The sequence below is a fragment of the Nitrosomonas europaea genome, from assembly GCF_900167395.1.
GTDB classification, from domain to species: Bacteria; Pseudomonadota; Gammaproteobacteria; order Burkholderiales; family Nitrosomonadaceae; genus Nitrosomonas; species Nitrosomonas europaea.
This window is the reverse complement of record NZ_FUWK01000002.1, coordinates 62,480-76,035: the sequence shown is the minus strand read 5'-3', so window position 1 is coordinate 76,035 and position 13,556 is coordinate 62,480. Positions and strand designations below refer to the sequence as shown.

At 49.3% G+C, this 13,556-nt stretch carries 19 protein-coding genes and 1 riboswitch; of the genes, 3 read left to right on the top strand and 16 right to left on the bottom strand.

The window, feature by feature from the left end; genetic code table 11:
- Positions 1–64 precede the first annotated feature (64 nt).
- Positions 65–607: a MotA/TolQ/ExbB proton channel family protein gene (locus B5D58_RS01310; protein ID WP_011111254.1), complete on the top strand. Its 543-nt coding sequence runs from the start codon at positions 65–67 to the stop codon at positions 605–607.
- On the top strand, positions 600–956 hold the full coding sequence (locus B5D58_RS01305; RefSeq protein WP_011111255.1) for a DUF2149 domain-containing protein: 357 nt from the start codon (positions 600–602) through the stop codon (positions 954–956). The genes B5D58_RS01310 and B5D58_RS01305 overlap by 8 nt, the downstream gene beginning before the upstream one ends.
- A gap of 39 nt (positions 957–995) precedes the next feature.
- On the opposite strand, the gene B5D58_RS01300 is transcribed toward B5D58_RS01305, so the two are convergent.
- The 16 genes from B5D58_RS01300 to B5D58_RS01225 all read right to left on the bottom strand — a co-directional run bounded on the left by B5D58_RS01300 (position 996) and on the right by B5D58_RS01225 (position 12,293).
- Positions 996–1,334 carry a hypothetical protein gene (locus tag B5D58_RS01300; RefSeq protein ID WP_011111256.1) on the bottom strand — a complete coding sequence of 113 codons (339 nt, stop codon included), beginning with the start codon at positions 1,332–1,334 and terminating at the stop codon, positions 996–998.
- Positions 1,335–1,530: 196 nt separating this feature from the next.
- The gene (gene cobO, locus B5D58_RS01295; protein WP_011111257.1) at positions 1,531–2,157 is read right to left on the bottom strand and encodes a cob(I)yrinic acid a,c-diamide adenosyltransferase; all 627 of its coding nucleotides are present in this window, start codon (positions 2,155–2,157) and stop codon (positions 1,531–1,533) included.
- Positions 2,144–2,725: a hypothetical protein gene (locus B5D58_RS01290; RefSeq protein WP_011111258.1), complete on the bottom strand. Its 582-nt coding sequence runs from the start codon at positions 2,723–2,725 to the stop codon at positions 2,144–2,146. The genes cobO and B5D58_RS01290 overlap by 14 nt, the downstream gene beginning before the upstream one ends.
- A gap of 9 nt (positions 2,726–2,734) precedes the next feature.
- Positions 2,735–4,573 carry a TonB-dependent vitamin B12 receptor gene (btuB, locus tag B5D58_RS01285; protein WP_011111259.1) on the bottom strand — a complete coding sequence of 613 codons (1,839 nt, stop codon included), beginning with the start codon at positions 4,571–4,573 and terminating at the stop codon, positions 2,735–2,737.
- Positions 4,574–4,696: 123 nt separating this feature from the next.
- A riboswitch (cobalamin riboswitch) is annotated at positions 4,697–4,923 on the bottom strand.
- A gap of 130 nt (positions 4,924–5,053) precedes the next feature.
- The gene (tatC, locus tag B5D58_RS01280; protein ID WP_011111260.1) at positions 5,054–5,830 is read right to left on the bottom strand and encodes a twin-arginine translocase subunit TatC; all 777 of its coding nucleotides are present in this window, start codon (positions 5,828–5,830) and stop codon (positions 5,054–5,056) included.
- 96 nt (positions 5,831–5,926) lie between these two features.
- The gene (gene tatB, locus B5D58_RS01275; protein ID WP_011111261.1) at positions 5,927–6,322 is read right to left on the bottom strand and encodes a Sec-independent protein translocase protein TatB; all 396 of its coding nucleotides are present in this window, start codon (positions 6,320–6,322) and stop codon (positions 5,927–5,929) included.
- Between the two features lie 84 nt (positions 6,323–6,406).
- Positions 6,407–6,637 carry a Sec-independent protein translocase subunit TatA gene (gene tatA / locus B5D58_RS01270; protein WP_011111262.1) on the bottom strand — a complete coding sequence of 77 codons (231 nt, stop codon included), beginning with the start codon at positions 6,635–6,637 and terminating at the stop codon, positions 6,407–6,409.
- Positions 6,638–6,655: 18 nt separating this feature from the next.
- Positions 6,656–7,006: a histidine triad nucleotide-binding protein gene (locus B5D58_RS01265; RefSeq protein WP_011111263.1), complete on the bottom strand. Its 351-nt coding sequence runs from the start codon at positions 7,004–7,006 to the stop codon at positions 6,656–6,658.
- 1 nt (position 7,007) lies between these two features.
- Positions 7,008–7,346 carry a phosphoribosyl-ATP diphosphatase gene (locus tag B5D58_RS01260; RefSeq protein ID WP_011111264.1) on the bottom strand — a complete coding sequence of 113 codons (339 nt, stop codon included), beginning with the start codon at positions 7,344–7,346 and terminating at the stop codon, positions 7,008–7,010.
- Complete coding sequence (gene hisI, locus B5D58_RS01255) at positions 7,343–7,732, bottom strand: phosphoribosyl-AMP cyclohydrolase (protein WP_011111265.1); 390 nt, start codon at positions 7,730–7,732, stop codon at positions 7,343–7,345. The genes B5D58_RS01260 and hisI overlap by 4 nt, the downstream gene beginning before the upstream one ends.
- A gap of 156 nt (positions 7,733–7,888) precedes the next feature.
- Positions 7,889–8,665 (bottom strand): imidazole glycerol phosphate synthase subunit HisF, encoded by a 777-nt coding sequence (gene hisF / locus B5D58_RS01250; RefSeq protein ID WP_011111266.1) that lies wholly within the window; start codon positions 8,663–8,665, stop codon positions 7,889–7,891.
- A 99-nt stretch (positions 8,666–8,764) separates the two neighbouring features.
- Positions 8,765–9,514 (bottom strand): 1-(5-phosphoribosyl)-5-[(5-phosphoribosylamino)methylideneamino]imidazole-4-carboxamide isomerase, encoded by a 750-nt coding sequence (gene hisA / locus B5D58_RS01245; RefSeq protein WP_011111267.1) that lies wholly within the window; start codon positions 9,512–9,514, stop codon positions 8,765–8,767.
- Positions 9,515–9,582: 68 nt separating this feature from the next.
- Positions 9,583–10,221: an imidazole glycerol phosphate synthase subunit HisH gene (hisH, locus tag B5D58_RS01240; protein ID WP_011111268.1), complete on the bottom strand. Its 639-nt coding sequence runs from the start codon at positions 10,219–10,221 to the stop codon at positions 9,583–9,585.
- A 30-nt stretch (positions 10,222–10,251) separates the two neighbouring features.
- Positions 10,252–10,839, bottom strand: a complete 588-nt coding sequence (gene hisB, locus B5D58_RS01235; protein ID WP_173251287.1) for an imidazoleglycerol-phosphate dehydratase HisB — start codon at positions 10,837–10,839, stop codon at positions 10,252–10,254.
- 41 nt (positions 10,840–10,880) lie between these two features.
- Entirely contained in the window at positions 10,881–11,960 is a 1,080-nt protein-coding gene (gene hisC, locus B5D58_RS01230; RefSeq protein WP_011111270.1) for a histidinol-phosphate transaminase, read from the bottom strand.
- A gap of 39 nt (positions 11,961–11,999) precedes the next feature.
- Positions 12,000–12,293, bottom strand: a complete 294-nt coding sequence (locus B5D58_RS01225; protein WP_011111271.1) for a hypothetical protein — start codon at positions 12,291–12,293, stop codon at positions 12,000–12,002.
- A gap of 290 nt (positions 12,294–12,583) precedes the next feature.
- On the opposite strand from B5D58_RS01225, the gene ispH reads away from it, so the two are divergent.
- On the top strand, positions 12,584–13,555 hold the full coding sequence (ispH, locus tag B5D58_RS01220) for a 4-hydroxy-3-methylbut-2-enyl diphosphate reductase (protein ID WP_011111272.1): 972 nt from the start codon (positions 12,584–12,586) through the stop codon (positions 13,553–13,555).
- The last annotated feature ends 1 nt before the right edge of the window (position 13,556 follow it).

Here is a 13,556-nt window from a genome sequence, read left to right as displayed (position 1 = left end):
CACATTCAAACAGGCATAAACATTGTATTCATTTTCCATGTTTCCGAACATGAGGTAACTGCTGATGAACGCACTTGAATCATTTTTATATGAAATTTCCCGCTTCTTTCTGACGCCCGTGCTGATCATATTGTGCATCATGTTTGTGCTTTCATTGTTTGCGTTAGGTATGTTGCTATTTGATCTGATATTGCGCTCATTGCATTTTTCGGTAAGACAGTCTTTGCAACATTACCGTGAGCGCCACCCGCAAGCCAACACAGAGGCGATAGAACTCCATCTGCTCAAACTACTGGAGCCATTGCGCCTTACCAGCCGTGTTGCACCGATGCTGGGATTAGTAGCAACTATGATTCCGATGGGCCCGGCACTGGTAGCTGTGGCAGCGGGCAATACCCAAGAGATTGCAGAAAACCTGGTGGTGGCGTTTTCAGCGGTGATTGTGGCACTGGTGACTGCTTCCATCAGCTATGTTGTTCTTTCCATGCGGCGGCGGTGGCTGCTGACCGAACTTAATATATTGCTCAATGGTAACCAGCGATCTGCTTTCATTGCTGACAGCAACAATGCTCACGTAATTACTCCGCAGGAGGCAATACATGGCTGACCGGCTGCTGACCCGTATTCTGGACGATGAGGATAGTGACGATCCGATTCTGTCAGTGGTCAACATCATTGACGTATTTCTGGTGATCATTGCTGGCCTGCTGATCGCGATACTCGAAAATCCACTCAACCCTTTTGCTGCTCAGGACATGGTAGTTATCCGCAATCCTGATACTCCACAGATGGAAATGATCGTGCGCAAGGGGGAAGAAATGAAGCACTATAAGAGTACCGGTGAAATCGGGCAGGGTGAAGGGGTACGAGCCGGTGTTGCCTATCGGCTGAAAGATGGCTCCATGATTTATATCCCTGAGGAAACGGACAAAGCAACCGGAACCTCATCGAAATAATGCATATTTCGTTATAGCTCCAATACAAGGAGAAGTAATTCAGTCTTTTTGTTCTGTTGCCATGTATGTGGAATCAGGTTGTGTTTTGTAGCCTTGCCTGTCCATGAATGTTTTCAAAGTCTGATAGGTTTCAAGCCCGTAGGAATTTGCCACCATGAGCGCCATCCATGTCTGGATGACAAATACCCTAAGGCCTTCATGCTTTTCCTGATTTGGATTCGTGACCTCGGTTATGTTCCTGGCGGCATCTTCGGGACAGCTCCTTTGGTACCTCAGCAGCAGTTCTTCGATATCCTGATGATTGATTCTGGCTTTTTCGGCAACCGTAAGCGTGTTTATCGTCTTTTTCAGTCCTTTATTGGGTATAAGCCTGAGCATAGTAATTTCTCAATAATTCCAAGAGTACGTGCATGTTTTGCGGGGACGTAATCTTGCATTCCTTTCCAGTGTTTGTACTCCGTGTATGAAGCAGATCGTCTGGCGCTGTATACACTTTTAATCAAATGAATGTGATGAAGGAAATATTTTATGACAGGCCTCATTGCTATATCAACTTGTGAATTTTAGACGGTTATCAGAAATCGATCCCCGTTTGTGCCTGAATGCCAGCCTGAAAAGCATGTTTGATGTCACGCATTTCGGTGACAGTATCGGCTGCCCCACATAGCGTATCCGGTGCGGCGCGGCCGGTGATAACGACATGCTGCATGGCTGGCCGGTTCTGAAGATCACTCAGTACCTCGCTGATTTCCAGCCAGCCGAATTTGAGCGGGTAGGTGAGTTCATCAAGTATCAGCAGATCGATCGATGGATCGCGCAGCATGGTTTGTACGACTGACCACCCTCGGCGGGCGGTTTCTCTGTCACGAGCGAGATCCTGTGTATCCCAGGTAAATCCTTCTCCCAGCACATGCCAGACGATATTTTTCTGCTGTGTGAAGAAAGCTTCCTCGCCGGTATCGGAGCGTCCTTTGATGAATTGCGCAACCCCCACGCGCATGCCGTGTCCCAGTGCGCGGGCAACCATCCCGAAGGCAGAACTCGATTTTCCTTTGCCGTTGCCGGTCAATACCAGCAACAGCCCTTTGCTTTTATCAGCGCGGACAATCGCCGCATCCACGACCGCCTTCTGGCGCTGCATCCGCGAACGATAACGCTGCGCCTTGTCCGCATCCATATCTGTGCTGTCAGCCGGTGGCATTAATCTGAGGATGGCGTGATTTATGAATCAGCACGAACAGGGTATGTATCGTGGCCGCAGTACCGACATAAAACAGCAGGGACTGGAGATAAAGCGGGAAGTAGTGCAATTCACGCTGCCAGAATTCGGCAAATGTGGTTTCTTCAAATTGGCCGGAGAAGAAATAGAATCCGCCACTGGAGAATAATTCACACAGCATCGCGCCGATCAGGAGGCTGATGGATAAGGATGCCAGCGCTCGCCATGAAAATTGATAACGAGCTGCAAACCAGCGGCCGGCAACCCAGAGTGCACCGTAGGCGGGCAGCAGAAAAATATAGGCTGAGGTCAGGCAGAAATCACTTCCTGCAGCAGTAAAGTAAGCTGAAAAATCAAGTATCCAGGCAAGTACCAGGAACCCAAGTAATGACCAGCTTGAGCTGAGATAAACACCGGCCAGGAAGAAAACCGCCCAGGAGGCTCCCGGCAGAGTATGTAATGAAGCGAAATGATATTCACGTGTGGCGATCATCAGAATGATCAGGATCGATCCGATCAGGTATTGATGTCGTAATGGTAGTGTCAGCATATTTTTATCCTATGGTTGGTAACGCAGGGTGACAAAAAAGTTGCGCCCGGGCTGGTTGAAGAATGCAGCGGTTTCATAGTCTTTGTCAAACAGGTTTTCGATCCGCCCCTGAATGCGCCATTGCGGATTGATCAGATATTCTGCTCGCAAGTCAACTTTGACATAATCATCGAGTTTCTGATTGTTTGCCAGATCATCATAGCGATTGGTTTCTGCCAGAAACATTGCTCCTACAACAAAATCACCGAGCTGACGACTGGCATCGATCCGGAAAGCCTGCTTGCTGCGCCGGGGCAGGATATTACCTTTATTGGCTCCCTTGGAACGATTTTGCGGGTCAAGAAAAGTGAGGTTGGTTTGAATCAGCCAGCCTTTGATTTCGGTGTTGAGGATAGCTTCCAGCCCTTGTATGCGTGCTTTATCGATATTATCCGGAGTGAATGTTGCGGCATTGTATGAGATCAAGTCATCGATCCAGGTTTCATACAGGTTGAGTGACCAGTTGCCCCAGTCAAACCGTCCGGCTGCACCCAGTTCCACCGTGCGGGCATCTTCCGGTTTGAGATCAGGATTGCCAAATCCGGGGAAATACAGTTCGTTGAAAGTAGGGGCCTTGAATGCGCTGCCAAAGCCGGCAGTCAGCCTGACCCGTTCGGTCAGTGAATAGCCCCAGGAAGCGCCACCGGTTACCTGACTGCCAAATTGCTGGTTGTCATCATGGCGTACAGAAAGTTGCAGTTTGTGCGCTGCGAGTGAAATCTGGTGTTGCGCAAATACGCCCCAGTTATAGCGTGAAGTGGTGGTGAATTTTTCCGAGCTGTTGATACGATCGTACAGATAATCCGTACCGATGGTCAAAAGCTGATTCGGGGTGATGGTTATGTCATTTTGCCAGGAGATCGTATCGCGCCGGGCGTGGTAGCGTGTCGTGAATAGCTTTTCCTTGAAATTATCGGAATCTTCATTGCTGCGTCCCGCTGTCAACGTGATACGCCAGGGTTCAAAGAGTGAATAGCGTGCTGTTCCCCCGAATACTTGTTGTGCCAGCTGAGTTCTGTTTTGAAAGCTGCCGTCATACTCGTAATGACCATCAGTATGTAAAAAACTCGCTTCGACATCCAATCCATTATCAAAACGGTAACCAGCGCGAGCCGAGCCGGAGATGTTGCGATAGCCATCCTTGTCCGGTTCGATGGTGAAGCATCCCGCACTGAAAGATCCTTTGCAGGCATTGAAGCCATTGGTGTCCGATCCGCTGATACCGAGATTGAACCAGGCACGTTCACTGCTGCCGGAGAGGGTGGCTGAGCCATTGATGGTTCCGTAGCTGCCACCTCCGAAGCTGAGAGTGGGTTTCAATCCTTTTTTTCCACCTTTGCGGGTGAATATCTGGATTACCCCTCCCACGGCTTCCGGGCCATACAGACTGGATCGGGGTCCCCGGACGATTTCGATACGATCGATCAGTTCTACCGGATAGTTCTGGATTTCAGAAAATCCGGATGTGGCGGAGCCCATTCTGATGCCATCGACCAGAACCAGTACGTGGTCAGACTCTGTCCCTCGCAGGAGAAGTGTGGTCAATTTTCCAGGGCCGCCGGTATTGGCGATATTGATACCTGCGATACCGTGCAGCAGATCCTGCATGGAGCGCGCTTGCTGGCGCTCGATATCAGTTCGCGTGATGACGGTAACCGAGGCGAGCGTATCTTCTGCAGCCTCATTGGTACGGCTGGCGGTAACGACTACTGGTTTTTCGAGATAACTGATTTCTTCTGCCCATGAAAGGGCAGAAAGACTGGCTCCCAGCCACAGAGTCAGTACAGATGAAGCATGATTTTCGGACATTGTTTCCTCCGCGCACACCCGCGCGATGATCGGGTTGTAAACAGATTGCGGAGAAACAGCAGGGAACCGGGCACGATTAAATACCGGGAATGAGATTCGGTGCCGTGTATTGCCCTCCGCAATAACATGATATTGCTTCAGGCCGGTCTCCGGACTTATGAGCGGAAGCTGTGTTTTCCTGATTCTGCGCCTTCCCGTGCCATACAGCACAGTGGCGTGTGCAGATCATTGACTCATTTACCGTTGCGGGGGCAGTGCCGGCATTGCGCTGGCTGATTCCAGCGCGCACCGGCTTCCCGTTTCATCCCTCGTGCAAATGCATCTGGGACACCTCAAACAAGGGGCGCAGACTATAACAGCGCTATGGTCATGTCAAGCATTGCGCCTGATCCGGGGTGAGAGGCGGGTAATTATCTGTGGTGTAAGGAAAGTTTGCTGATTGACAGGAGAAGATGTGACCTGTAGTGGCTGGTGTATTGATTACTCATTTTCTCCGGTATCGTTATGCCGATTTTGCGTAACGGGTAGTGGTGACTTGCGGGAGGATGATTTCATCGACAAGGCAGCCAGGATGATGCCCAGTTCGTAGAGCAGGTATAAAGGGACTGCCAGCAAGATCTGCGACATGACATCGGGTGGAGTGAAAATCGCACCGATGACGAATGCACCTACCAGTACAAAGCGGCGGACAGATTTCATTTTCTCGATCGAGACGAGACCGGTCCGAATGAGTATCAGTACGAAGACCGGTACTTCAAATGTGATTCCGAAAGCCAGGAACATCGACAGGACAAAACCGAGGTATTCGCTGATGTCAGTCATGACGGCGACCCCTTCCGGCGCAAAATAGACGATGAACTCGAATACCAGTGGCAGTACGGCAAAGTAGGCAAATGCCATACCTGTGAAAAAAAGAAGGCTGCTGATGAATACCAGCGGCAGAAACAGGCGTTTCTCGTGGCTGTACAGACCGGGTGCGACGAATGCCCAAAGCTGATAGAGCGTATGCGGCAGTGTGATGAGAAATGCCACCATCAGCGCTACTTTCATTGGGATGAAGAAAGGGGTGACGACCTCGGTGGCGATCATCTGCCCGCCTTGTGGTAATTTTTCCAGCAGGGGGAAAGCCAGAAAACTGTATAACTCTCGCGCAAAGAAAGCGCAGGGGAGAAAACCCAGAAACAGTACCAGAAGTGCCCGGATCAGCCGGGAGCGTAATTCCACCAGATGTGAAATAAAAGTAATATCGTCATCCATCTGTTACTGCGGTTCGTCCTGTTGTTAGATTGGGCTGTCTGATTTGATGGAAATGAGGACGATCACCGGCTTGCAGTGATTGAATCCTTACAGAAGCTAACTGTTCGGCTGCCGGGGTTCGGCAGGTGCTGATGAAGTTTTGGTTTCACTGGTATTGACCGGTTCGATATTTTCCGCAGCTTTTTCAAATGGAGGTTGTTTATCCGGTATGACTGCAGACTGGGTTTCTGTAGTTTCCTGAATTTTGTTTATTTCGCTGCGTACCGAATTCTCAAATGAATTGACGGTTTCGTGCATGGAATCTCTTAGTTTTCTCAGGCTGTCCAGTTCCATTTCTTCATGCAGGTCATGCTTGACCTGATCGACATAGCGACGGGCACGCCCCAGAAAATAACCTGCTGTGCGGGCAACGGCCGGCAACCGTTCCGGCCCGATGACGATCAGCGCTACAATTCCAACGACCACGAGTTCAGCGAAACTGATATCAAACATTTTCAGATTCGAACATTGTTGAACTGCACTTGGAGATTATCCCGAGCATCCTGTCCCGGTAATTGCGGAGAGCCATGTGTCAGATCACACTTTCGTCTGATCTTTTTCTTCTATTTCACTTTTGATCGAATGGCCGGTGACCTGCTGAGCCGGGGGGGGCGGAGTGCTTTCTTCTTCAGCCCCTTTCATTCCCTCTTTGAATCCACGGACTGCTCCGCCCAGATCACTGCCAAGATTGCGCAGTTTTTTGGTCCCGAATACCAGGACGACAATTGCCAGAACAACCAGCCAGTGCCAAATACTGAAACTTCCCATCATTTGCTCCTTGAACGGTTAGTCGTGGTGAACCATGGCGGGCAGACGATCCTTCCCTCCGATAACGTGAAGGTGAAGATGAAACACTTCCTGTCCGCCTACTCGGCCGGTGTTGATAATGGTTCGGAATCCATCTGTACATCCCTGACTGGCTGCCAGCCGGGGAGCCAGCCACAACATTTTACCGAGTAACTGCTGATGGCTCGCATCGACTTCACTCAGTGATCCGATATGCTGTTTGGGTACCACCAGCAGATGTACGGGTGCTGCCGGATGGATATCGAGAAATACCAGTGTATCCTCATCCTCATGGATTTTGGTGGCCGGGATTTCTCCACGGACGATTTTGCAGAATAGACAGTCTTCCATATTACTCAGTTTTGTTGGGTTGGGATCGCGATAACTTTTCTTCGATGCCGGATATTCCTTCCCGGCGTTCCAGTTCCCGCAATATATCTTCCGGCGAAATGTCATGCCGGGTGAGCATGATCAGACAATGAAACCATAAATCTGCCGTTTCATAAATGATCTGTTCTCTGTCATTGTCTTTGCAAGCCATGATGGTTTCAGCGGCTTCCTCAGCAATTTTTTTCAGCACCTTATCCTGGCTGCTGTTCAGCAATTTTGCCGTATAAGAGATGGAAGGATCAGCGTTCTTTCGTGCTTCGATTGTCCGTGCCAGCCGCTGCAGTATGGTCGATGCTGTCATTTGGTATAAATTTGTGACGGGTCTTTGATAACAGGTTCTGTGACGACCCATTCTCCATTTTTCAATTGACGGAAGAAGCAACTTTGTCTGCCTGTATGGCAAGCAATTCCTCCTTTCTGTTCCACACTGAGGAGAAGGATATCTTCATCGCAATCGAGATGGATCGCACTGATTTTCTGGGTATGCCCGGATTCCTCGCCTTTATGCCACAGTTTTTTTCTGGAGCGTGACCAGTAAACCGCTTCACCGCTTTCGACAGTACGTTTGAGTGCTTCGCGGTTCATCCAGGCGACCATCAGAATTTTACCGTTGTTTTTATCTTGTGCGATAGCTGGAATGAGGCCGTCTGCCGACCAGTTGATTGTGTCAAGCCACTTGTCTGTCATTGACGTGCTCCACGTGTTCTTTTGTTTCTTCGGGCGATCTTAACAGTTTCAAGGGTATTTTTAAAATGCAAGGGCAATAATGCCAGGTAAAAGGGCACTCCTGATCGAGCTGAAGCTAGGGTTATATAGGAATCAAGGAAAGATAATCCTATTTTGTTACAGGCGAACTTCTATCCCGTGCGATGACAGATATTGTTTGGCTTGTAGGATACTGTACTCGCCATAATGGAAAATGCTTGCTGCCAGTACGGCATCGGCATGGCCTGCCAGAATACCTTCCACCAGATGATCCAGATGACCGACACCACCACTTGCAATGACCGGTAAATCGACTGAATCGGAGATTGCACGTGTCAGTGTGAGATCGAATCCGGAACGCGTACCATCACGATCCATGCTGGTTAGCAGAATTTCTCCGGCGCCCAGGGCTTGTATTTTTTGAGCCCATTCAATTGCATCGATTCCAGTGGGTTTGCGTCCGCCATGGGTAAATACTTCCCAGCGTGGAGATTCAGGATTTGCATCAGGTATTTGTCTGGCATCGATTGCGATCACGATACACTGGGAGCCGTAGTGATCTGCTGATTCCTTGATCAGCATCGGATTCAATACCGCTGAGGTGTTGATGCTGACTTTGTCTGCACCTGCGTTCAAAAGCCTGCGTACATCTTCGGCCTTACGGACGCCTCCGCCTACTGTCAGTGGGATGAACACCTGTGCGGCGACTTTTTCGACGATATGCAGAATTAAGTCGCGATTTTCCGAGCTGGCGGTAATATCGAGGAAAACGAGCTCGTCAGCGCCCTGTTCATTATAGCTGCGGGCAATTTCGACCGGGTCTCCCGCATCCCGCAACGAGACAAAATTGACTCCTTTGACGACGCGCCCATCTTTGATATCAAGACAGGGGATGATACGTTTGGCTAATCCCATTGATCAGAAATTGTCAGAAGCAGGCTGAATAGAAGAGAGACAGGGTAAAAAATGTGCTGTGAGTGCAAATGATATTCGGATGGGACATAACTGAACCGATCAAATAGTTGCTGCATCCAGTTGATCTGCCAGGGCTTGAGCCTCTTTGAAATCAAGTGAGCCCTGATAAATCGCACGGCCGGTGATGACGCCAGTAATTCCTTCAGACTGGACTTCACACAATTTTCTGATGTCATCCAGATTGGTTACACCCCCACTGGCGATGACAGGAATCGTCAGTGCCTGAGCAAGTTCCACGGTGGCTTCGATATTGAGCCCGCTGAGCATACCATCGCGGCCGATATCGGTATGGATGATTGCTTCCACGCCGTAATCCTGGAATTTTTTAGCGAGATCGATGACATCATGGCCGGTTACCTTGGACCAGCCGTCGACGGCCACTTTTCCACTCTTGGCATCCAGCCCGACCATAATCTGGCCTGGAAACGCATAGCAGGCATCGTGCAGGAAACCAGGTACTTTGACTGCTGCCGTTCCGATGATCACGTAGGTGATGCCATTATCCAGATAGTATTCTATGGTCTCCAGATCGCGTATTCCTCCGCCCAGCTGGATTGGAATTCTGCCATCGACAGCCTCGACGATCGCACGGATTGCTTCGCCATTTTTGGGTTTTCCGGCAAATGCACCATTGAGATCGACCAGGTGCAGTTGACGTGCTCCGTTATCCAGCCAGTGCAGTGCTACTGTTTCAGGATTTTCCGAGAATACTGTGGCATTTTCCATGATGCCTTGCTTCAGTCGGACACAATGTCCATCTTTCAGATCGATAGCAGGAATAATCAGCATACAGGTTTATCTGGGTTGATGATCAGGGTTGAAAAATAAGATAAAAACAAGGAAAGAGCTGAATGTTATCAGGGCGTCCATTTCAGGAAATTACTCAATAACGCCAGTCCTGCAGAATGACTTTTCTCAGGGTGAAACTGAATGGCAAAAATATTATCCCTGGCCACTGCGCAGGTGAATGGAACCGGATATTCGGTGCTGCCTGCCACTATTTGCGGTTCATCTGTTGCCACGTAATAACTGTGAACGAAGTAAAAACGTGTGTCGGTATCGATCCCGTGCCATAACGGGTGCTCCAGAGTCTGGTGAACCTGGTTCCAGCCCATATGAGGGATCTTGATTTTCGGAATGTCGCTATCGGCTGTATCCGTAGATTCCAGTTTTTTGACTCTGCCAGGCAGAATGCCCAGTGCACGAATATTGCCTTCTTCACTTTCCTCGAACAGCATTTGCAACCCAAGGCAGATACCGAGGAAAGGCTTGTTTTTAGCAGCCTCGATAACTGATTCGCGTAAACCCTGGTCATCCAGCGCCTGCATGCAATGAGGCATCGCACCCTGACCGGGAACAACGACGCGTGCGGCAGATCGGATGGTTTCGGGATCACTGGTTACAGTGACGACAGCAGATGAATCGACATATTCCAGTGCTTTGGATACTGATCGCAGGTTGCCCATTCCGTAATCAACGACGGCAATCGAGTTCATGTTTGTATCAGAATGTTCAGGGTGTTTTGTCTACAGCACGCCTTTGGTGGATGGGATAAGGTTATCACAGCGCGGGTCGGTTGTTACCGCCATACGCAGCGCCCGGCCAAATGCTTTGAAAATGGTTTCAGCCTGATGATGCGCATTTTTACCGGTCAGATTGTCTATGTGTAGCGTTACCATGGCATGATTGACAAAGCCTTGAAAGAATTCCTGGATCAGATCGACATCGAAATTACCAATGACTGCGCGTGTGAATGTGGTGTTGAACTGCAAACCGGGCCTGCCCGATAAATCGATGACGACTCTGGACAAGGCTTCATCGAGAGGTACATAAGCATGTCCGTAGCGCACGAGTCCTTTCTTGTCAGCGACTGCACGATTCAGCGCCTGGCCCAGTGTGATGCCGATATCTTCCACTGTATGGTGTGCATCGACATGGAGATCACCTTTTGCGGCAACACTCAGATCGAACATGCCGTGACGGGCAATCTGATCGAGCATGTGATCAAGGAAAGGAACTCCGCTGTCCAATTCCGCTTTTCCCTGGCCGTCCAGGTTGATCGTTACCGTGATTTGTGTTTCCTGAGTATTGCGGGTGACTTGTGCTGTACGCATGAGCATTTAAATTCGAACGGATGTCGTGTTCGGTTTTCCGGTTAATTTCCTGCGATCAGGTCTTGCAGTGTGTTGCAGAAACGATCATTCTCTTCAGGTGTGCCTACCGTTACACGGAGGCAATTTTTTAATAAGGGGTGGCTGTTGTCAAGATTCTTCACCAGAATGCCATGCTGCTGAAGCAATCTGAAAATCTGGCTGGCCCCATCGAGACGGAACAGAATGAAGTTGGCATTCGAAGGGAACACCTCGATTCCATTCAGATTTTCCAGGAAAGTGCGTAATCTGGTACGTGTTTGTCTGATTGCATCTGCCTGTTGCTGCAACACATCATAGTGCTGCATGATTTTTGTCGCAACAAGCTGGGTAATCACATTGACATTATAGGGCAGGCGCAGTTTCTCCAGATGAGATAGCCACTCCGGTCTGCCGGCCAGGAGCCCCAGGCGGAGTCCGGCCAGTCCCAGTTTCGAAAGTGTCCGCATGACCAGCAGATTGGGATAATCGGCAAGCCTGCCAATGAAACTTTTTCCGGCAAAAGGATGATAGGCTTCATCGATTACGACTAGTCCCGGGGATATTTCGATGATCTTTTCCAGAGCGCTGGTATCGAACAGATTGCCGCTCGGATTATTCGGGTAGGCCAGGAATATGACGGAAGGCTGATGGCGCTCGATTGCTGCGAGCATCCTGTCGATATCTAGCGAAAAATCAGGTTTCAGGGGAATTCCGATATACTGCATGTTCGCGAATGTAGCAATCATTTTGAACATGGCAAATCCCGGTTCGATCGTCAGCAGCTTTGCTTCCGGCTTTGCTGCCGCCAGCATGATGATCTGAATGATTTCGTCTGAACCATTGCCCAGCATGATTTCCATTCCGGCCGGAACGGATAATGTGGTACTGAGCACTTCCTTGAGCGCGGCGGCGTGTGGATCAGGGTAACGATTGATGGATGTGTCTGCCGCTATCCGGGAGATTTCTTCACATAAAAAAGGGGGCAACCGGTAGGGGTTTTCCATTGCATCCAGCTTGACCATATCCTTGGCAGGGGGGACATGATAGGCTGACAGTGCAAGGATTTCCTGGCGAATGACCTGGTCAGGTGACGGTGAAGTCATGTATCAGAGAGAGGCGGAATATATTGAGTAAGGCAGTGATTATTTTGAACCGCCGTCTTTTTTATCTTTTTCGCTCAGATAAAAGAGAACTGCACTGATGACCACTACTGGAAAGATGACGAAATAACTGAGCGCATACAGCGTATCGTCATCGTGACCTGACGGGGGAGTGGTGCTAATGATTTTATACCCATGCATGATTGCTACGATAATTACACCAGCCAGACCAGCCCAGCGATGTCTGAGTAGTTTTTTGTTTGTAATGATATTCAGGCCGAGTGCAGCAAAATGCCCGACAAAGTAGATGAAAGTATAAAAAGCCAGCGCACCCATCAGGAAATTCCCAATAAAACTGTCAAGTTCCGAAGCCAGTTAAGTTGTTTTTGCAGCGTAACGTAAATATCGCGAGAGTATACAGCGAAATTTTAAGAGGATTATGTATGGTGAAACAATAAAAATCGTTTTATTGCGAGTTTGAACATAATCGAACCAGATACACGAGTCGCTGTAATACTGCTTTAGTTACAGATGAAACAAGATATCGCTTCTGAGATGAAAACTCAAAACCTTTTCAGGATTATTTTATAATCGGACTTGTACACAAACTATGGAGAAACAGGCTGATGATCAGAGTATTGCTTGCGAACCCGAGAGGATTCTGCGCGGGGGTTGACCGGGCCATTGAAATCGTCGAGCGTGCGCTGGCGATGTATGGCGCACCTATCTACGTAAGGCATGAAGTTGTCCATAACCGCTTCGTAGTTGAAGACCTGGAGAAAAAAGGAGCGGTGTTCGTGGAGAATCTCGAGGAAGTACCGGAAGGGAGTATGCTCATTTTCAGTGCGCATGGTGTTTCTCATGAGGTGAGAAGGGAAGCAGCCGCTCGTAAACTGCAGATATTCGATGCGACCTGCCCGCTCGTGACCAAGGTACATGTCGAAGTGGCAAAAATGGATAAGGAAGGTAAGGAAATCGTCATGATCGGCCATCAGGGTCATCCTGAGGTCGAGGGAACCATGGGGCAGATTGCAAAAAGCAAGGGCACGATGTATCTCGTGGAAACGGCGGAAGATGTGGCCAGGCTTCAAGTCAAGAACGAAAGTAATCTGGCATACGTTACCCAGACGACTTTGTCGGTCGATGATGCAGCACGTGTGATCGAAGCGCTGAAGCAGCGTTTTCCAAAAATTATCGGTCCCAAGAAAGATGATATCTGCTATGCCACACAAAACCGTCAGGATGCGGTCAAGAAGCTGGTCAAGCTTTGTGATCTGGTCGTCGTGGTAGGGTCACCGAACAGTTCGAATTCCAATCGCCTCTGTGAGGTGGCAAGAAATGAGAATGTAGAAGCTTACATGGTTGATCAGGCAGAGCAGTTGCAAGAGAGCTGGTTGACCAATAAACGGTGTATCGGAATTACTGCTGGTGCGTCTGCTCCGGAAATACTGGTTCAGCAGGTGCTCGAACGTCTTGAACAGATTGCAGCAAAACAGTCAAACCAGGGTGTAATAATCGAAGAATTGTCCGGGGTTCTTGAATCGGTAACTTTTCCGCTACCGAAAGCTGAACCTGTGAGTTTCAATAAATATATCTGAC